Origin of the sequence: Fictibacillus sp. FJAT-27399 (assembly GCF_001510655.1) — a bacterium.
GTDB classification, from domain to species: Bacteria; Bacillota; Bacilli; order Bacillales; family Fictibacillaceae; genus Fictibacillus_C; species Fictibacillus_C marinisediminis.
This window is the reverse complement of record NZ_LMVC01000004.1, coordinates 277784-297083: the sequence shown is the minus strand read 5'-3', so window position 1 is coordinate 297083 and position 19300 is coordinate 277784. Positions and strand designations below refer to the sequence as shown.

17 protein-coding genes and 1 other annotated feature are annotated in these 19300 nt (G+C 46.8%); of the genes, 8 read left to right on the top strand and 9 right to left on the bottom strand.

What is annotated here, in order from left to right:
• The first annotated feature begins 263 nt into the window (after window positions 1-263).
• Complete coding sequence (locus tag AR335_RS18045) at window positions 264-683, top strand: NAD(P)H-dependent oxidoreductase (RefSeq protein WP_369795854.1); 420 nt, start codon at window positions 264-266, stop codon at window positions 681-683.
• A gap of 132 nt (window positions 684-815) precedes the next feature.
• Here AR335_RS18045 and AR335_RS18040 read toward each other — a convergent pair whose 3' ends face one another.
• The 5 genes from AR335_RS18040 to AR335_RS18020 form a co-directional block, all read right to left on the bottom strand.
• Window positions 816-1928, bottom strand: a complete 1113-nt coding sequence (locus AR335_RS18040; RefSeq protein WP_062238473.1) for a GerAB/ArcD/ProY family transporter — start codon at window positions 1926-1928, stop codon at window positions 816-818.
• An 18-nt stretch (window positions 1929-1946) separates the two neighbouring features.
• Window positions 1947-3161, bottom strand: a complete 1215-nt coding sequence (locus AR335_RS18035) for a Ger(x)C family spore germination protein (RefSeq protein ID WP_082683596.1) — start codon at window positions 3159-3161, stop codon at window positions 1947-1949.
• The gene (locus tag AR335_RS18030) at window positions 3151-4767 is read right to left on the bottom strand and encodes a spore germination protein (RefSeq protein ID WP_062238469.1); all 1617 of its coding nucleotides are present in this window, start codon (window positions 4765-4767) and stop codon (window positions 3151-3153) included. Before AR335_RS18030 ends, AR335_RS18035 begins: the two co-directional genes overlap by 11 nt.
• A gap of 193 nt (window positions 4768-4960) precedes the next feature.
• On the bottom strand, window positions 4961-5818 hold the full coding sequence (locus tag AR335_RS18025) for a DNA alkylation repair protein (RefSeq protein ID WP_062238467.1): 858 nt from the start codon (window positions 5816-5818) through the stop codon (window positions 4961-4963).
• Window positions 5819-5930: 112 nt separating this feature from the next.
• Complete coding sequence (locus tag AR335_RS18020; RefSeq protein WP_156419076.1) at window positions 5931-6491, bottom strand: hypothetical protein; 561 nt, start codon at window positions 6489-6491, stop codon at window positions 5931-5933.
• Window positions 6492-6765: 274 nt separating this feature from the next.
• Window positions 6766-6983, top strand: a binding site (T-box leader).
• Window positions 6984-7042: 59 nt separating this feature from the next.
• On the opposite strand from AR335_RS18020, the gene argS reads away from it, so the two are divergent.
• A complete protein-coding gene (gene argS, locus AR335_RS18015) occupies window positions 7043-8731 on the top strand; it encodes an arginine--tRNA ligase (protein WP_062238462.1) in 1689 nt (562 codons plus the stop codon).
• A 95-nt stretch (window positions 8732-8826) separates the two neighbouring features.
• Here argS and AR335_RS25255 read toward each other — a convergent pair whose 3' ends face one another.
• Window positions 8827-8961: a hypothetical protein gene (locus AR335_RS25255; RefSeq protein ID WP_255357599.1), complete on the bottom strand. Its 135-nt coding sequence runs from the start codon at window positions 8959-8961 to the stop codon at window positions 8827-8829.
• A gap of 122 nt (window positions 8962-9083) precedes the next feature.
• Between AR335_RS25255 and AR335_RS18010 the strand changes: the two genes are divergently transcribed.
• The 5 genes from AR335_RS18010 (at window position 9084) to brnQ (ending at window position 15187) form a co-directional block, all read left to right on the top strand.
• Window positions 9084-9863: a DeoR/GlpR family DNA-binding transcription regulator gene (locus tag AR335_RS18010; RefSeq protein ID WP_062238502.1), complete on the top strand. Its 780-nt coding sequence runs from the start codon at window positions 9084-9086 to the stop codon at window positions 9861-9863.
• Complete coding sequence (locus tag AR335_RS18005) at window positions 9860-11179, top strand: four-carbon acid sugar kinase family protein (RefSeq protein ID WP_062238460.1); 1320 nt, start codon at window positions 9860-9862, stop codon at window positions 11177-11179. Before AR335_RS18010 ends, AR335_RS18005 begins: the two co-directional genes overlap by 4 nt.
• Entirely contained in the window at window positions 11176-12195 is a 1020-nt protein-coding gene (gene pdxA, locus AR335_RS18000) for a 4-hydroxythreonine-4-phosphate dehydrogenase PdxA (protein ID WP_053356558.1), read from the top strand. The genes AR335_RS18005 and pdxA overlap by 4 nt, the downstream gene beginning before the upstream one ends.
• Window positions 12196-12294: 99 nt before the next feature.
• Complete coding sequence (locus tag AR335_RS17995) at window positions 12295-13563, top strand: MFS transporter (protein ID WP_062238459.1); 1269 nt, start codon at window positions 12295-12297, stop codon at window positions 13561-13563.
• A 241-nt stretch (window positions 13564-13804) separates the two neighbouring features.
• Window positions 13805-15187 carry a branched-chain amino acid transport system II carrier protein gene (gene brnQ, locus AR335_RS17990; protein WP_062238457.1) on the top strand — a complete coding sequence of 461 codons (1383 nt, stop codon included), beginning with the start codon at window positions 13805-13807 and terminating at the stop codon, window positions 15185-15187.
• Window positions 15188-15217: 30 nt separating this feature from the next.
• Here the strand turns inward: brnQ and AR335_RS17985 are convergent, their stop codons facing one another.
• Together AR335_RS17985 and AR335_RS17980 are read right to left on the bottom strand one after the other, a co-directional pair.
• Entirely contained in the window at window positions 15218-15658 is a 441-nt protein-coding gene (locus AR335_RS17985) for a hypothetical protein (RefSeq protein ID WP_062238455.1), read from the bottom strand.
• 92 nt (window positions 15659-15750) lie between these two features.
• Window positions 15751-16674, bottom strand: coding sequence for a PhzF family phenazine biosynthesis protein (locus AR335_RS17980; RefSeq protein ID WP_062238453.1), 924 nt, complete (start codon window positions 16672-16674; stop codon window positions 15751-15753).
• Between the two features lie 87 nt (window positions 16675-16761).
• Between AR335_RS17980 and AR335_RS17975 the strand changes: the two genes are divergently transcribed.
• Complete coding sequence (locus tag AR335_RS17975; RefSeq protein ID WP_369795853.1) at window positions 16762-17580, top strand: LysR family transcriptional regulator; 819 nt, start codon at window positions 16762-16764, stop codon at window positions 17578-17580.
• A gap of 93 nt (window positions 17581-17673) precedes the next feature.
• Here the strand turns inward: AR335_RS17975 and argH are convergent, their stop codons facing one another.
• Complete coding sequence (argH, locus tag AR335_RS17970) at window positions 17674-19182, bottom strand: argininosuccinate lyase (RefSeq protein ID WP_062238448.1); 1509 nt, start codon at window positions 19180-19182, stop codon at window positions 17674-17676.
• Window positions 19183-19300: the final 118 nt, after the last annotated feature.

Sequence of the window (19300 nt, the reverse complement as noted above, 5' to 3'; positions counted from 1 at the left end):
CCTAAATCTAATTGGTTTATAGTAGAATTATTCAAAAGACAAAGTCTCCTCTCATGGTTCTGGACAAACCCGAGAGTACTTTGTCTTTTTTTATTTGTCTACTATAAAATGCTTACACATACTTTTATACATCATCGGTAAATCGGTTGTGTCCGCGGGTAAACACTGCAAAACAGCGGGTAAACCCATATTTCCCGCCCGATCAAAAAGGATGACGCCCCCCAAGGCGCCATCCTTTTCTCTTTTATCTAACTTTCGCTACAATCTTGCCCTTCACGTGCCATTCGGACAGACGCACAAGCGCTTCTGGAACTTCCTCTAGTGAAACGGTCTCTTTCCATCCTGATGGAAATATTGACATGGAGCGTGAACAAGAGCTTTTGCTGGCGCATGACCGCATCGTCTTCCAATTCCCGCTCTACTGGTACAGCAGCCCTGCTTTATTAAAAGAATGGCAGGATGTTGTGTTGACTTACGGATGGGCTTACGGCGCTGAAGGCACTAAATTGCACGGTAGGGAATTCATGCTTGCGATTTCAACCGGCGGACCGGAAGAAGCGTATCAAGCAGGAGGCTACAATAACTACAGCCTTAGTGAACTGCTAAAGCCGTTCCAGGCGACTGCCAACCTGACTGGCATGCGTTACCTACCTGTCCTCAAAGTACAGGGCGTCCGCATTTAAATGAAGCGAAAGTGAAAGAAAGCGCTGAAGCATTGGCTGCTCAAATTAAAGCTCAGTTTTAATTGATATGGTGCCAGGCACCGCTTTTTGACATATGTCAAAGAGCGGTGCCTGGCACCATTTTTTCGTTTTTTAGTTTGCCTTTTGATTTTTACTTTTATTCTTATTTTTAAAATACGCCACTATGAAGACAATGATAGGGAAAATGTATTGAAAAGGAAGATGCAATAAGAGCGGGACGATTCCAATTCCTTCTTTTATATGCTCAGAATAGTTGCTTGCCATTGTCATGGAAATGAACAGGACAACAAGTCCGAGCGGATAACTCAGCCTGGAAGCCGGTTTTACGTTGAAGAGGTTCGCCGTCCCTATTACAGCCACGTACAAAAAGAGACTTATCTTAAAAAAACCTCCCACGACTAAAGCAATCATGAAATAGACGTCCAGGCGCTCCAAAAAATCAGCGACCTGGATGGTTTGGATGGTGCTCAGCAAAGGGAATTGAGACAGTGCTGTAAGATTCACACCAAGGATGCTGATATTGAACATCATGACCAGAGCCAGCGACAGCCCACTGACCACAGTGGCAAGCACACTGGCGTTCCTCAGCTTTTTGGCATCCTCCACATAAGGAAAAATCATCGTAAACACAAGGAGTTCTCCAAAGGGAAAATACAGGGACTCTTTTAGGGTGGTTTTAATAATCGGCTTCCAGCCGTTTTCCAGCACAGGCTGCAGGTTGTGGATATCAATTACTCCAGAGAATAATACGAGGATCACACCAGATCCTGCCAACAAATAAATGAAGACCAAAAAGAGTTCTCCTGTTCTCGCCAATACTTCAATTCCTTTTGAGACGGTATAGATAATGACCAGGCTCATTAAGGTGTTGGCGATAAAAAGGGGTGTTTCAATGTAAGCAAATGTCAGCAGCATGGTGCCAAAATCCCGCAAGACCCTTCCCGCGATATAAAGGTTATACAGCATGTACAAATAGGCAATCGGACGCCCGATTCCTTTGCCTACAACCTTTTGAAGGTATTCTGTCGGCAGCATGTCCGGGTAAAAACAATACAGCCGGTAACAGATGAAAAAAAGCCCTAATCCCCCAAGCATCCCAAGCAGGATAACGATCCACGCATCCTGCTTGGCTTCGATCCCCACCGCTACAAGCAGGGCACTGCCCAGCTCAAATAATAGAATGAGGGCAAACAGCTGATATGGTGTTATTCTTGCTTTTTCCATTGCTTTGCCCCCTTCTTTTTATTTCTCATCTTTGAGATAAGAATTGTTCCTCAGAGCGGTTTGGCGAACGAAGGCATGGACCTTCACCTTAATGTTTGCTTTCGAAAAATAATCCTCCTCCCATTTTCCCGAAATCCTTTTCCATGTGTCAGGCTGCGAACGATGGACCGTATCCCCGAAGCCGAATATATCGGTTTTTTTATGTTGTGCCTCTTTTATGGCGCTTCTAATCTCTGCAGCGATCTCCTTTTCAAAACCTTTCTCCAATTGTGCGATCACATGCGGGTCTTTAAGATTAACAGGCACATCCGTTTCCCCTATATTTCCTTCGGTTTGTACACTGACAGTAAGCTGGGTACTTCCTTTCTTAACGGAAGAAGAAATCTTCGTGTTCTGCCGGAGTACTTCAAAAGCAATCGCTTCCTTCCTCCCCTTTTTGTTTATATTAACTTCTGTTTTTTGAGTCTTGTTCATCACCCAGACGGCTCCTTTGGCTTTCCTCCCATAGAGCCAGCCCTTAAGCTTTCCGCCTTTAAATAAAGCCAGGCCATCAATTTGGGGAGCTGCCTGGGGTGTTGACTGCGTGATGTTCTCAACGCGTTCTCCGATCGCACTAGAACCCTTTAAATAAAACCCGCTGATGACGGGCTGTTTTCCGTCGTCCAATAAATCTTTTACCACATCCAATAAGGTTACATTGATCGCCTGCCCCCATACTCTTTCGGAGAACCTCAACAGTTTGATCACTTTGTTCGCTGGAACTTTATCGATGGCTGTCAGTGTTTTTACAATATCACTTGCCTTTGTCTTATGAGCGATCACGATGGTCGCTGTTTTCCGGAACGTCGCATCCCTGTCAAAGGCATCCAGGATGGGATTCAATCCTTTTTTCTTCGCCAATTCGTCACTGACGACCAGCAGATTCGCATGGGCATAATAGAGGTTTCTCGAAACTTTGGTAGACATGCGGCGGCTGATCTCATCCATATTATTCCCTGTTGTCGAATACACGGAGACGGCATTGCCGCTGCCTCCACCTCCCCCTTGGAACCCTCCTGTCACATTGCCTGGATTAACAAATTGAAAGGTGCCTAAATATCTTCCTTTTTTATCAAGATCAATGCCAACCGCAGAGACGAGGGCCAGATCGTTCAGCTCCTTTTTGCTCCAGCAGCCTGAAAGCAATGAAAGCAGCAGTCCCACTGTGATAAAAACGATCACGCTACGTCTCATTTTGATCACCTTCATTTTCTGTAACCAGAATCCGTCTCTGTTCCGGCTCCGGTTTGCTCATATTGTCTCCATCACGCTGCTGGTTGGGTCCGCTGATGTAGGCCGGCCGTTTCGTTCCCGTCCACATGGGAGCCCGGATAAACGTGTCTCCGACTTCAGCAGGGATAAGCGGGGCAAGAGGTGACATGTAAGGAACGCCGAAAGATCTCAGGCTGCATAAGTGAACGACCAGCATGATAAAAACTAAAAGCATGCCATAAAAACCAAAGGTAGCGGCACTGATCATAAAAATAAAACGAAGCAGACGGGCCGATATCGCAATCGCAAAGGACGGAGTGGCAAAACTGGCGATCGCGGTAATTGCTACGATAATGACCATGGCAGGCGATACGACTCCCGCCTGAACCGCTGCCTGTCCGATAACAAGGGCACCGACGATGGAGATGGCAGACCCGATCGCTTTAGGCATTCGGATTCCCGCTTCCCTCAGGATCTCAAACGTAACTTCCATGATGAGTGCTTCCACAAAACTCGGGAAAGGAACGGCTTCCCGCTGTGCGGCGATGGCGATCAAAAGCTGAGTCGGAATCATCTCCTGATGGAAGGTCGTTGCGGCAATATAGGTGGCTGGTCCGATGAGCGAGATAAAAAAGACTAGAACCCGCAATAATCTTATAGCGGTGGAGATGTAAAAACGTTCGGTGTAATCTTCAATCGACTGAAAAAACTGCACAAATACGGCAGGTCCGAGAAGAACGAACGGTGTTCCGTTAACGAAGACTGCAAAGCGCCCTTCCAATAGATTGCCCGCAACCGTATCCGGACGTTCGGAATAGTACAGGGTAGGAAATGCTGTAATGGATTGGTCTTCAATGAGCTGTTCGATATACCCGGACTCCAGAACTCCATCGATATCGATTTTATTAAGCCGTTTACGAAGCTCAACAATCACCTCATCCTTCGCTATTCCTTTGATATACATGATGGTGACGTTGGTTTTGGTTACTTTTCCAATTTTCATGGATTCGGTCCAGAGCAGAGGATTCTGAATCAGTCTTCGGACCATGGATATGTTCGTTTCTATATATTCTGTAAATCCTTCTCTTGAACCTCGGATCGCCCGCTGTGTACTCGGTTCTTCAATGGAACGTTTTTCTCCGCCTTCTGTACATGCCCGTACGGCCGAAGAAAAGCCATCGACAAAAATAATCGTGTCCCCCGCCATGAGAGATTCGAACAAAACAGACCAATCATCAACCTGCTCTATGTTACCAAGAGGCACGATTTCCTCCACCATGGCGGCCAGATTTTTTTGATCGGAATCATAAGCACCGGGTTTCAGTATCGATTCGATCAAAAGGTCCTGAATGGTCTGCTGGTCCGTTATCCCTTTCACATAAACAATGGCCGTCCGGGCGCGGAACAGGGGAGAATGGTTAAACGTTCGAGTGATAATTTCACTGCTGTTTCCTGTCTGTGTTCTAACGATCTCAATATTCTCATCAAGAACAGGAGAAATGGGAAAAGAATTAGGCTTTTTTGGCTTCTCATGCTCTTGAGAGGGTTGATTCTTTTGAAGTTTTTTCTTTTTGAAAAAAGAAGGCATAAGAGGCACAATACCTTTCTACGTGATTTTCTTTTAGGGTTTCCCTGGCTCCTCTTCCTTATTCTGTCCTCTCTTAATGGATAGCGTTCATTTTGGAGATACTAGGGGCGGAGTGTGATGGAACGATGAAAATCCTGGGTATTACCCTATCGATGTTTATACTGTTGACGAGTTTCTCTCTGACTTTGGATATCTATGAAGGATTTGATATGAGAACAGCGATCCTCAATGCCTTGTCTCCTTTCAAAGTAATGGAACTCATAGAAATCTGTGTTGTGGTGTTATTGATTGCTTTATTTTTTGTCCAATCGGTCTTCCAGCTGTTCACAAAGTTCAAAAGCCAAAGGAAATCATAGAGCAATAAAAAAAAACGGTGCCAGGTTAACTGTATATTCTTCAGAGCTTCTTTTCTGCTTAGTGGCTGGAGTTCCGTAGAGTTCACGAAATCGATGACGAAATCGGGGTTGGTCTTGGCATATTCCCTCAATGCCCAGCCGATCGCTTTGCGGATAAAGAACTCTTTGTTCTCCTTCTGCTGCTCAATGACGTATTTTAAGATGTCTTCATTCGTATCTTTTTTATAGCCGAGCTGATAAAGAATCGCAGTCCGGTTCAGCCACATGTTCGGTGAATGAATCCATTTCTCCACCAATTCCTGTTCCCGATGCTTGAACGTTTGTATGTAATGTCCCATATGGTGCTTGGCGATATGATCCACTGTATCCCACCACGACTTTTCAGTGATCGTGTTCTCTAATGCCTTAACATCGTCTTCCTGCATGCCCTTCTTCAGCTTGTCCACAAAAAACATGCCCATGTACTGCATTTCTCGTTCTTTGTAGTTCCAGCATCTTTTCGTCACTTCGGGGATGCTCATCTCAGGCAGCCCGTACATTTTCACATGATTCTTCATAACCTCTTTCATGATCGGTGACTTCAAGCCGTAAAAGGTAAATTTATTCTTCATGTAAGACTGCATCTTTACAGCATCAGCCGGGTTCTGCCGGCTGCGTATTTCTTCATGCAAAGTTTCAAGGTACGTCATCGTCATCTCCGTTAACCCCCTCAACAGTAGTTCCCTAAATTATAACAGAACGGTGCCAGAAAAGGTGCCAGGCACCAGCTTTTGACATATGTCAAAACGCGGTGCCTGGCACCCTCCATTAACTCAACCTCTTCTTTCTTCTACCCAAAAACTTGCCAATATAGTAAGCCAGCACGGGGAAGACCGCCATGATCCCGGTATACGTAGAAATAACAAACAGGGCGCTCACATCGCCCCCGAAGCTATGCTCCCGGCCTCCAAAGTCTTCCCGTTCGCGTCCGCCGCCTCCCATATCACCGTCACCATCGAATCCAGAAGGCTGTTCTCCCTTGCTGAACGATCCCGGTGCCGGACTTCCCGATTGACCGCCATCACTCGTTCCGCTTGCCTGCTCTTCAGGACGCGGTCCGCCGAATCCCTGTCCGCTGCCGTCTCCATCCATATCAGGCCTCTGGCCGAATGCCCCCTTGCCACCTTCAGCCATCGCCGGCTGTCCGCCGCTTGAAAGGATGCCAAACACACTCGCCGAACGTGAAATAAACCCGGTTTCATAGATCTGAAAGACACCAAACAGCAGAACAACTGCCATCGCCCCTTTAGCCGCCCAGCCCATCCATTGTTTCGGTTCCTTAATGGAAGAGATGCGGTTCCAGATGTTGATGACCCATTTCCAATGCATGCCGACATGAATTCCCACAATGATCAAGGTCAAGAACGATAACGATATGTGCAGCAGCTTAAACCAGCCTTCATTTCCTATATTGATATTGGGAAAGAATACTCATCGCCAAGTCCAAACAAAACTTTACATAATTGAGCTTTTTCATCTTTCATCACTCCTGTCCATTTCTTTATAGGAGCAACTTTAAACGGGTTTAACTTAAGATAACCTTAATTTTGAAAAATCTGGTTGCTTTCTTTCTCCTTCTTCTTTATAATCACTAAAAAACAACACATTTTCGATGAGGAAGAGAGTAATCCTGCATGCAGAGAAAAGCGAGTCAGGGACGGTGTAAGCCTGACGGATGCTGTACGATGAACCGCACTTCTGAGGAGCCAGCCTGAACCAGTAATCCGTAGGGCGGCCGGGGAGAACCCCGTTATTAACATTAAGCCGGTTCTTTATCGAACAATAAGAGTGGTACCGCGGGCCATACATCCCGTCTCTAATTTTAGAGGCGGGATTTTTTATTTTTCCATAAAAATGATTACAAGAGGTGGTCGAACAATATGTCGGAGCTCAAAAAGGAATTTGCCCAACTTATCTCACATCAGCTTAAGGATGTGCCAGGTACAGAAGATATTGAAAAGCTGATCGAAATACCGAAGCACTCGGTGCAAGGAGATATCGCCTTCCCTTGTTTCACTCTTGCAAAAACGCTAAAAAAAGCGCCCCAGCTCATCGCGTCCGAACTCGCATCCAAAATCAGCTCCCCGCTTTTTGAAAAAGTGGAAGCACAAGGTCCCTACATGAACGGCTTTTATAAAAGAGAAATGGTCAGCAAGGAGATCGTCACAGACATTCTTGAACAAGGCAGCCATTACGGATCAGCCAAACAGGGCAGCGGAGAACACATTACGATCGACCTCTCCTCTCCGAACATCGCCAAGCCTTTTTCCATGGGGCACCTCCGCTCGGCCGTCATCGGAAACGCAATCGCCAACATTACCGAAAAATGCGGCTACAAGCCTGTCCGCATCAACCATATCGGTGACTGGGGAACACAATTCGGGAAGCTGATCGTGGCTTACAAGCGATGGGGCAGCGAGGATACGGTGAAGGAGAATACGATCAAAGAGCTTCTCAGCCTTTATGTGAAATTTCATAAGGAAGCTGAAACACAGCCTGCCCTTGAGGATGAAGCGCGATACTGGTTTAAAAAGCTCGAGGAAAAAGACGAGGAAGCGACAGCCCTTTGGAAATGGTTCCGTGAAGAATCCCTCAAGGAATTTTCAAAAATCTACTCGCTGCTGGATATTGAGTTTGATTCATACAATGGCGAAGCATTTTATAACGATAAGATGGAAAATACGGTGACTCTATTAAAAGAAAAAGGGCTGCTTACGGAATCTGACGGTGCGGAGGTTGTCCGCCTTGATGAGTTCAACCTCCCGCCCTGCCTCATTAAGAAGTCGGACGGCGCTACCATCTATGCGACCCGGGACCTGACGGCAGCCCTCTATCGCCAGGAAACCTATCATTTTGCAAAAAACTTGTATGTCGTCGGACACGAGCAAAGCCTGTATTTCCAGCAACTCATCCTTGTTCTTAAAAAGATGGGCTATCAGTGGGCCGAGGAGATGATCCATATCCCGTTCGGCTTCATTTTAAAAGGCGGTAAAAAAATGTCGACCCGAAAAGGCAAAATCGTACTTTTAGAAGAAGTCATCCAAGAAGCGATTACGCTAGCCAGACAAAATATCGAGCTGAAGAACCCTGGCCTTTCCAACAAAGAGAAAGTGGCTGAACAGATCGGTGTTGGTTCTATTATCTTTCACGATCTGAAGAACGAAAGACTGAACAATATAGAGTTTTCACTTAAAGATATGCTGAAGTTCGAAGGGGAAACAGGTCTGTATGTTCAATATGCACACGCACGTGCCTGCTCCATCCTGAGAAAAGCAGGAAATGTGAGCGAAATGAACACCGGACTGCAAGACGACTATAGCTGGGAGCTGGTAAAAACACTCATGGGGTTTCCCAACGTCATTCAAAAAAGTCTCAGACTCTATGAACCTTCCCAGATTGCCAAGTACTTGATCGACGTGGCTCAGGAGTTTAATGCGTTTTACAGCCACATTAGAGTGCTTGAGGAGGATGAAACCCTCGCAAGCCGTGTCTCACTCGTCAATGCCGTAACCATCGTACTAAAAGAAGGTTTGCGCCTCCTCGGCATTAAAGCGCCCGAAGAAATGTAACTTTTAAACTCTCTTATCTCCTCTGATAAGAGAGTTTTTTATTTTGGCTCTTTTCTAAAAGATTGTTGCTTTGGGAACATTTTTGTAAAGAATCTTCATTGACAGGTTGATTGGAGCGGAAGGTGCGAGACTCCAGCGGGACGGGCGGGACAGGTGAAACCCGCAGGCGCCAGCGCTGAGGGGTTCAGCGGACGCCCCGCGGAAAGCGAGCGTCCTGGAACGGAAATCAACCACTTCCAAGGACAACATAGGCTACGAAAACAGCCTTTTTATAAATATTCTGAAAAAACCCTTGCATAAATGAACATAAAGTAACATAATTGAACAAAGGATGATGATAAGGATGAACAACATGCTGCCGTTAGAACGAAAACTAGAAATCTTAAAACGAACCGATAAAGAAGGAAAAGTTCAAATTGAACAGCTGGTTGAAGAACTGAACGTTTCTGGTATGACGATCCGAAGGGATCTGGCCCAGTTAGAAAAGGAAGGGAAAGTCATCCGGACCCACGGAGGGGCTGTTGCGGTGAACCCGCTCATCCCGGAGACCCCCTATCAAAACAAATCGATGACCAGGGTGAACCAAAAACACCTGATCGCCAAGTATGCGGCAAGCCTGATTCCGGAGGGGGCACAGATTCTATTAGACTCCGGGACAACCACTCTGGAGATTGCCAAAGTGATCAAAAACAGAGACGACTTAACGATTGTGACCAACGATCTGAAGATTGCCGCTGAACTGATCGAAAGTCCATCGGAGATCATCTGTACGGGCGGCACCCTGCAAAGAGGAATTGGTTCGTTCGTGGGCCCTCATGCACAGGACCTGCTTAATCAGATCCGAGTCGACCTTTTATTCATGGGCACACACGCTATCAATCTTGAAAAAGGGCTGACCGCTCCAACAATGGAAAAAGCCTTGATTAAGAGATTGATGGCTGACGCAGCCACTACAACTTGGGTCGTAGCAGACTCTCAAAAGTTCAACAAAAGCTCTTTTTCACAAGTATGTTCTCTGGAAAAGATAGAAGGCATCATTACCGATGCAGAGTTAACCCCTGAAGATACGGTGCGATATGGGGAAATAACCTCCATATATACCGTAAAAGAAAACGAGGTGAGTCATGGATGAGAATTGCAGTGATCGCCGATGATCTGACAGGCGCCAACGCGACGGGAGTACTTCTGACCAAACAAGGTATATCAACAGCAACCATCCTGCATGGCTTCTCCCCGCAAACGGCCTATAACTATGACGCGATCTGCATTGACACTGACAGCCGCTACACCCCGAAGCACGTAGCGTACAAACGAGTTTCAGATATTATCGGCAGCCTGTCGGGACAGGGCGTAGAGCTTTTTTGTAAACGCATCGACAGTACAGGCCGAGGAAATATTGGCGGTGAAATCGATGCCTGCCTGGATGCCTTGGGAGAAGATTCCGTTGCCGTCGTTATGCCGTCCTACCCTGTGTCTGGACGAACGACCGTTGGAGGCTATCTGCTTGTGAACGGCACGCCAGTCCAGGAAACTGACGTGGCTAAGGATCCGCAAGCACCGCTGAACGAGTCGCACGTTCCTTCCATTATTAGCAGACAATGCGCCAAGCCTGTAGCCACCCTGGAGATGAATGAAGTCCTGCAAGGATCGTTCCAGCTCACTTCCTGCCTTCAGGAAAAAATCAATGATGGCAGCCGGGTCATCGTAGCAGACGCCGTGAATGAAGAACAGATAGAAGCTGTCGCCAAAGCGATGGCGGCTCTGGATGTGATGTTCGTTCCTGTCGATCCGGGACCGCTGACTGCCGCTTATGTAAAGGAAAAATACAGCGGTTCCCCCTTCACACCGAAGATTTTGCTCACGATCGGCAGCTGTACGTCGGTAACTGGAAAGCAGATTCACCATCTGGCTGAAAACCTGCCGCTGCATACCGTTTATATCGATCCTTTAAAACTGGCAAGGGATGAGAATGGAGAAAGAGACGCAGAAATTTTAAGAGGAATGAACGAAGGTCTGCGGCTGTTGGAGGAACAAGCAGTTGTGCTGGTTACGACGTTCCAGGAGGATGCCCCGCTGCTTGATCTTCAGGCAATTGCCAAAGAGCAGCTCACAACCGAAGCATCACTTGCCAGAAGGATTACAGACGGCCTTGCCATCATCAGCCAGAGAATCATCCAAAAAAGCAGAACGAGCATCAGCGGATGTTTTTCAAGCGGAGGAGATGTGACCGCTTCAATATGCGCCGCCGGCAAAACCCATGGCATTCAGCTGCTTGACGAGGTGTTTCCTCTAGCTGCCTACGGACGGTTTATCGGCGGCTACCTCGACGGCCTGCCTGTCGTAACAAAAGGCGGCCTGGTAGGCAGTGAATCTGCGATTACAGAATCCGTTTTATTTTTACAGCGGAAGCTCACAAAAAAGACAAATGAAAAGGAGATATTATCATGACACAACCTACTTCTAAACCAATCATTGCCATTCCTATGGGGGATCCTGCTGGAATCGGACCTGAGATCAGTGTTAAGGCACTCGCTAAAAAGGAAATCTATGACCTTTGCCGCCCTGTTCTGATCGGGACAGCCTCCGTTGTTGAACAGGCGATGACCTTTGCTGGTGTTTCTCTTGGGCTGAATCCCATCAATGACCCCGCAGAAGGAAAATATGAATTCGGAACAATCGATATCGTTAATCTTGAGAATGTGGATATCAGCCAGCTGAAGATCGGAAAGGTTCAGGCGATGTGCGGCCAAGCCGCTTTTGACTATATTGAAAAAAGCATTGCCTTTGCCAACAATGGGCAGGTTGACGCCATTGCCACCACACCGATCAATAAAGAATCCCTGAAAGCCGCAGAAGTGCCGTATATCGGACATACCGAAATGCTTGCCGGCCTAACGGGTGTAGACGATCCGCTAACCATGTTTGAAGTGCGTTCCTTGCGAATTTTCTTCCTGACACGACACTTATCACTGAAGGATGCGATCGGCCAGATTACTGCTGACCGTGTGCATGATTATTTAGTCCGCTGTGACGAAGCACTAAAGCGTCTTGGAATTGAAAGCAGAAAAATGGCGGTAGCCGGCCTGAATCCTCACAGCGGTGAGCATGGACTGTTCGGCTCGGAAGAACTGGATGAGATCGGCCCGGGGATTGAGCGTGCGAAGCAGCAAGGCATCAATGCATTTGGCCCTGTCCCTGCAGATTCTGTTTTCCATCAGGCACTTCACGGAAAATATGATGCAGTGCTCTCCCTTTATCATGATCAGGGGCATATCGCCGCTAAGATGACCGATTTTGAACGTACGATCTCCATCACCAATGGCTTGCCGTTCCTTCGTACATCAGTCGACCACGGCACAGCGTTTGACATTGCAGGCCAAGGGATCGCGGGCTCTGTCAGCATGGAGGAAGCAATCAAGCTGGCTGCTCAATATTCTGTTCATTTCCGTACACTGAAGGTCTGATTTTAGAAAAACGAGAGAGGAATCACCGCCTCTCTCTTCTTCCAAAAACAAATGTAAACGGTTTCTTTTTCAACAATTTTAAAAACAGGAGGGGTTACGATGGCTTCAGCAAAATGGGGTAAGATCATCCCGGTCGCATTTATCATGTACATGCTCGCATATATGGACAGAATCAATATTGGTGTCCTGATGCCTAATATTCAAAAAGATTTGGACATTTCCTCGTCAGCCGCCGGGGATATTGCCGGAATTTTCTTTGTCGGTTATTTGATCCTGCAGATTCCCGGAGGCATTTTGGCCACGAAATGGTCAGCGAAAAAGTTTATCTTCATTCTCATGATCCTGTGGGGCCTTGCCGCGATGGCAACAGGCTTTGTTCAGACAGAAGGCCAGCTGAAATTCGTCCGTTTTCTTTTAGGAGTTGCGGAAGGCGGGGTCTGGCCGGCTGTGCTTGTCCTGCTCGCCAACTGGTTTACCCTTAAAGAACGAGCAAGAGCCAATGCGTTCTGGATGGCTTGCCTGCCTGTATCCGCCATGCTGATGGCTCCCCTGTCAGGCCTTTTGCTTAAACATTTCGACTGGAAGACGGTTCTGATCTTGGAAGGTGTACCACCGCTGATCTGGGCGTTCGTCTGGTATGCCATGGTCAAAGATAAGCCTTCTGAGGCCAAATGGATGAGTGACCAGGAACGGAACGAGCTGACGGCTGAGCTTCAAAATGAACAAAAAGGCGCCGTAAAATCATCCGGATACGGTGCAGCGTTTAAGAACATGACCGTATGGGGACTCGTCGTTATGTATTTCTTCTGGATGACCGGCTTCTACGGATACACCTTGTGGGTACCGAGCGTGGTCAGCACATTTACGAAAGACTCTGCAGTCATGGGCTGGCTGACGGCGATTCCGTTTACCTTCGCACTGGTAGGAATGGTCCTTAACTCTTATTGGTCCGACAGGCGCATGAACCGGGTGCAGCACGTGGTCATTCCTTTGCTGATTGGTGCTGCTGCGATGGTAGCAGGGCAATTTGTGGAATCACCCGCCCTTCAGATGATCTTGTTATCCATTACGGCGATTGGTGTCTATGCGCCGTATGGACCGCTTTGGGCGATTCCTACAGCGATCATTCCTGCAGGCATTGTCGGTGCGGCTCTCGGCCTGCAAAACGCCATTGGCAACCTCGGGGGCTATAACGGCCCAAAATTTGTCGGGCTGTTTAAAGACTTAACAGGCAGCTTCCATGCCGGATTCTATTTCCTGGCTGCTTCACTCGTACTTGCTGCCATTATTACACTTATTCTGGGACGGTCCATCCAGGCCAGCCAGAAGGCTTCATCAGACAAGCCAAAAATCAATAAAATCTCGTAGCATTTCAAGGCTGGTTTCTTACGGGCGGTCCACCGCTCCCGAGGAACCGGCCTTTTTTTCGTTCATTTATGTAAAAAGGCTTTCAAAAAAAGAAAAGTTGAAATTTACTAAAATCTTTTGCGTTTACCCTTGTAAAAAATTATTTAAGCATGTTATTATCGAATAATGAATTCGACACTAGATTCGACATCAATCGACATGAAGTAAATATTCACAATATTCTTATTCGGAGGGTTTTTTCGTGTCTACTAAAGCTCAGTCTTCACATACATTGGTTATCGGCCTCATGTTATTTGCTCTTTTCTTTGGAGCAGGCAACTTAATCTTTCCAGCAATGCTCGGACAAACTGCAGGAACCAACGTCTGGATTGCGACAGCCGGTTTCTTGATTACTGGAGTCGGTGTACCGCTACTCGGTGTTTTTGCTTTCGGAATTTCCGGCAGCGACGACCTCCGGGCGATGGGAAATCGTGTACACCCTTGGTTCAGTGCTCTTTATAGTTTTGTTCTTTATTTAGCAATCGGTCCTCTTTTTGCTTTGCCAAGAGCAGGAAGTGTTTCTTTTGAAATTGGTGTTAAGCCCTTTTTGCCAGCGAACAGCGGTCATTTGCCGCTTCTCATCTTCACGGTCGTCTTTTTCAGTATCACATGTGCCCTTTCACTTAATCCTTCAAAGATCGTTGATATCGTAGGTAAGATTTTAACGCCGCTTAAGCTTTCGTTCATCGGAGTGTTAGTAGCCGCTGCCTTCATTCATCCGATCGGCCCGATTCAGGCGCCTGCGAAAGAGTTTGTTCAAAACTCCTTCTTTAAAGGATTTCAGGAAGGTTACCTGACGATGGACACATTGGCTGCCTTCGTTTTTGGTATTATCATCATCAATGCCATCAAAGAAAAAAGAGGCAGCGATAAAAAAGTCATCGCAAGAACTTGTGCAAAGGCAGCTACCATTGCAGCTGCTGTATTGGCGATCGTGTACACTTCCCTATCGTACATGGGAGCTTCCAGTGTTTCTGAACTTGGCCATTTAAGCAATGGCGGAGAAGTTTTATCAGCTGTAGCCAATTACTATTTCGGCTCTCTCGGGAATGTATTTCTAGGACTCATGATCACAGTAGCATGTCTGACAACCAGTGTTGGATTAGTTACAGCATGTTCCGCTTATTTTCACAGTGTTTTTCCGAAAATCTCATACAAAGCATTGGCTGTTATTCTTTCCTCTTTCAGTGCATTAACAGCAAATCTCGGATTGAACGAGCTGATCGCCATCTCAGTTCCTGTGCTGACAGCGATCTATCCGATGGCCATCATGCTTATTTTCTTAAGCTTCGCCCACAACCTCTTTAAAGGGCGCTCAGAAGTGTATCAAGGAAGCTTGCTGTTTACCTTTATCGTTAGTCTATTTGATGGATTAAATGCAGCTAACCTATCGATAGATGGTGTGAATTCCTTTTTCTCAAACTTCCTCCCTCTTTATGACACAGGGCTTGGATGGATTCTGCCGGCAATTGTTGGAGCTCTCCTGGGCTATGCTGTTAGTCTTGTGAGATCGAATGGTACGGTTCTTCATTCTCATAAAGAAGAAAAGTTTCATAATCAAATTAGATATAAAAAAGCTGAATGAGATTGCTCATTCAGCTTTTTTGTGTTCCTTTCACCGGTCGGGTGCATCTTCAACATAATCAGAGGTCGTAAAAGCCCCGGCTGGAGGTGTCTGATTCTGCTGGGATGATTGCCCGCTCCCGCCGTTTAAATAGGCATTCGTTGAAGCTACCCATGTTCCATATTCACCCGCCAGCATAGATGTCGGCTTCATGTAAAGACGCCCGTTGATCAGATAATGGCGTGTGGTAATCGAGGGGTCGTCATAAATGAACAGATTGCCTGAAAAGGTGGCATAAGGTGAATCAAAAGAGATCTGTCTTGTATTTTCGGTCCAATATCCCTGAATTGGAACCGGAACTCCCCGAAAATTGAGGGTGCCCATTATTTTATTGTTTTCTATGGAATTGAGGACGACCGTTCCCCAGATGAGCGGCCTGCCGCCGACATCCGCACTGATTCCCCATCTCGATGGAACTGGTAAGGTTATCATTGCTGCTTGCTCCCCCTTTATGTTTAAGAAATTCAGCTTTCTTGCCAGTATATGTGCGGCCTGGGGGAATGGCTCACCAACTGAATCGTGTATTACTTCTGACTGGTCAGCAGCTCTCCTGAACCCATGATGACGCTGCAGCCGCCAATTTTAACTTCCTCATACTCCTTTTCTTTGCGAATCGTAATATCAATGATGCTTGGTCTTCCCATTTCAAATCCCTGTTCACTTCGAATACGATAAACTCCTTGTTGATTCTGGGCAATGTCCGTATGCTCAACAATATAGGCACCTAATGGGCCGCTCGCTGCCCCTGTCGCAGGATCTTCAGATATCCCCATCGCCGGTGCAAACATCCGGCTGTGTACAGTGGAATCCTTCATTTCTGTTTCCGCTGTAAACGCGAAAATGTGTTTCGTCGAAGGGTTTTGGCTAAAATACTTTTCCCAAATGTCTGTCCGGAAGTTGATTCTTTTCATCGCATCAAGGGAACGAACAGGGATAAATAAGAATGGTACTGCGGTTGATACCGTGCGGATTGGCAGCTCACCCGTTACATCTTCCGGGGAAAGAGAAAGCAATTTTGCCGCCAATGCTCTGTCTTCAAAATATTCCCCGAATAGTGGCATCGGCTGATTCATTTCAACGTTTAATACACGTCCATTCTCCATATAAACCGTAACAGGAATATCTCCAACACCTTCTTCAAAAATCCACTCATTCTTACCTTCAGAAGCCTCAAGCAAGCCCTTATGAGCCATCACATAGCCTGCGCCAAGGGTCGGGTGTCCAGCCATCGGGAGCTCCACATCCGGTGTGAAAATGCGCAGCTTTTTATCGTTTGCAGGATTGCTTGGAGACTGAACAAATACCGTTTCCGATAGATTCAGTTCTCTCGCTATTTTTTGCATCATTTCTGTCGTTAAGCCGGTGTCATCCAGAAAAACAGCCAGTTGATTCCCGCTGAAAGGCTTGTCGGTAAATACGTCTACAAGCGTATACGTTAAAGGTTTCATCTTTATCCTCCTCAAGTGTTCTTGCTCTCATCATATGATGGCAGTTAACATTAATCAAATGAATGTTTATAATATAAATCATGAAAAATATTAGGAAAAAAGCTGGGGCTTACCCAATCGGCGATCAGCCATGCTATCCGGGGATTAGAAACAGAACTGGAATTAACGCTGATGAACAGAGGGCGCAGCGGCATAACGTTAACGAACGAAGGAAAAAGGATGATGGAATACATCCAGGAGATTCTGGATTTGTCAGAACGAATGAAACAAGAAGCAGGTCTGCTGAACGGTTTAAAAATCGGAACAATCCGCATCGGTACATTTCCAAGTGTATCGGCTAGTCTTTTGCCTTCTATCTTAAAGCAGTTTCATCAAGCCTTTCCGGGGATTCAAACAGAAATATACGAAGGGGGATACGAGGAAATCAAACAAATGATCACTTCAGGAAAGATTGATATCGGTTTTCTGACGTCTTCAACCTCAGAGAGCCTTGATTTTATCCCGCTTATGGAGGATCACCTTTATATCCTCCTCCCAGACAGCCACAAACTGAAAAGGAGGAAAAGGATCAGTATCCATGAAATCAGCGATGAACCTTTTATCATGCCCAAAGCAGGCTGTGATGAGTTGATCAAGGGGCTTTTTAAAGAGAACAAAATCCTGCCCCAGATATTTTGCGAAATTGCAGATAACCAAACGATTATGGCTATGGTGGCAAAGGAGTTGGGAGTAAGCATCGTCCCTGAACTGGTTTTGCAGGGCGATACAAGAAAAAATGTTGCTGCAGTCACTATGAAAGAAAACTGTTACCGGACGATCGGCTTAGCCGTCAACTCTCTCGAACGGTGTTCTCCGGCTGCAGAAGCTTTTATTGAACTGGCAAAAAAATCATTCATAAAAAACTGAGTTTTTACTGTGATTCATGAAGCAATTTTTTAATGACCGGGACAGGATCATGCATCATTTATTGCAGCCGTAAGCTCTCCGGCGAAGGAGAGCTTATTTTGCTGCGATCAAGTTTTGCACGGCACTATCCAGAGATTGATCCGCCTGGAGCAAGCATTCTTTTTTGTTTTGAAGGGTCTTTTCCATATTGAAAAGGTCTTCCTCACGCTCCGCAATCATCCGCTTTACTTCGTCCGGATTAGGTCCGCCCTGAATCTTGCGGCGTTTGACGAATTCACGTGGACAGACGATTCCCTTCCATTCTTCTTCTGTCAAGGCTGCAGGATAGATGCTGCTGATCCATGCGTTCGCTGCTTCCACCTCAATATCGTTCAATTCTTTTCCTGCTGATGTACACTCTTTCGCAACGGCGCTCGCGATCTGGTGCGCTTTTCGGAACGGGACACCTTTATCTCGAGCCAGCACATCTGAAAGTTCTGTAATCGTGATGCATGATTGGTTCGCACGCTTGCCGATCTTTTCTGCATCAACCTCCATCGTCCGGATGACGGCATGCATGAGCTGCAATACCCGTGATGCCTTCTCATAGCTTCGATACAGATGAGGCTGCAGGTCGTCTTCCGTGTCCACGATGTCTCCAAACGGTGTATTATGAATCATCTGGATGGCTGACATCGCTTCACCGGCTGCTGAACTGGCAAGGGATCTGGAATGCTCGATCGACACTGGATTCCGCTTTTGCGGCATGATGCTGCTGATCTGTACGTATGGATCGGCAACACGGATGACCCCGAATTCCCGGGTCGCCTGAAGAAGCAGGTCCTGGATCCAGCGGCCTGCGTTGATCATGAGTGTCATGACTGCAGTTGCCGTCTCCAGCAGATAGTCTCCGCCAGCAATGGCATCATAGGAGTTCTCTACAATACTACTGAATCCTAAAAGTTCTCGGACCCGGTCGCGGCTGATCGGAAAGCTTGTCGTGGAAAGGGCAGCGGCGCCCAGAGGTGAACGGTTGACTCCTTCATACGCGGACCATAGGCGATGAATGTCCCTTATGACGACATCATAGATGGCCAGCAGATAGTGGCCGAGCGTAGTCGGCTGAGCCGGCTGTGTATGGGTATAGGCGGTCATGACCGTTCCGGCGTGTTCCTTCGCCTGCTCCAGGAGGGCCTCGCCGAGCAAGAGTGTGTTTTGAATGAGTGTAAGTATATGATTTCTCAAGACAAGACGGTACATCGCCACTCCCATATCATTACGGCTCCTCGCGATATGGACCTTTCCGGCAAGGTCTCCACCGATTTCCTCTGCAATCCGGCTTTCCATCATAAAAAATAAATCTTCATAAAGAGGATCATAATCCAGCTTACGGAAATCGATCTGCCGCACCTTTTCCACACCGGCAAGAATGGTCCCCGCTTCATCCCTCGCCAAAATATTTTGCTCAGCCAGCATGACCACATGCGCCCTGTGAATCGCGAACATTTCCGCAAACAAATAATCCCGCTGATCATTAAAAACGTGCCTCAGGAGATGTTCCTCATAGGTCTTGCCGGGGAACGAGCTGCCATCTTCGTGGATGAATTCATCCCTAGTTTTCACTTTTTTTCCTCCTTGTTTTTAGAGAGAGCGTTCGATCAAGTAGATACACCATCTTATGAAGCAGCGGATTGATGGGTTATGAAGACAAAAATGCACCTCCTGCTTGTGAACAAGCAGA

Bases quoted from the DNA above. Each gene is read 5' to 3' on its own strand.
- AR335_RS18040 (WP_062238473.1), bottom strand. From the start codon at position 1,928: ATGGAAAAAGCAAGAATAACACCATATCAGCTGTTTGCCCTCATTCTA.
- AR335_RS18035 (WP_082683596.1), bottom strand. From the start codon at position 3,161: ATGAGACGTAGCGTGATCGTTTTTATCACAGTGGGACTGCTGCTTTCA.
- AR335_RS18030 (WP_062238469.1), bottom strand. From the start codon at position 4,767: ATGCCTTCTTTTTTCAAAAAGAAAAAACTTCAAAAGAATCAACCCTCT.
- AR335_RS18025 (WP_062238467.1), bottom strand. From the start codon at position 5,818: ATGACGATGACGTACCTTGAAACTTTGCATGAAGAAATACGCAGCCGG.
- AR335_RS18020 (WP_156419076.1), bottom strand. From the start codon at position 6,491: ATGCATTGGAAATGGGTCATCAACATCTGGAACCGCATCTCTTCCATT.
- argS (WP_062238462.1), top strand. From the start codon at position 7,043: ATGTCGGAGCTCAAAAAGGAATTTGCCCAACTTATCTCACATCAGCTT.
- AR335_RS18010 (WP_062238502.1), top strand. From the start codon at position 9,084: ATGCTGCCGTTAGAACGAAAACTAGAAATCTTAAAACGAACCGATAAA.
- AR335_RS18005 (WP_062238460.1), top strand. From the start codon at position 9,860: ATGAGAATTGCAGTGATCGCCGATGATCTGACAGGCGCCAACGCGACG.
- pdxA (WP_053356558.1), top strand. From the start codon at position 11,176: ATGACACAACCTACTTCTAAACCAATCATTGCCATTCCTATGGGGGAT.
- AR335_RS17995 (WP_062238459.1), top strand. From the start codon at position 12,295: ATGGCTTCAGCAAAATGGGGTAAGATCATCCCGGTCGCATTTATCATG.
- AR335_RS17985 (WP_062238455.1), bottom strand. From the start codon at position 15,658: ATGATAACCTTACCAGTTCCATCGAGATGGGGAATCAGTGCGGATGTC.
- AR335_RS17980 (WP_062238453.1), bottom strand. From the start codon at position 16,674: ATGAAACCTTTAACGTATACGCTTGTAGACGTATTTACCGACAAGCCT.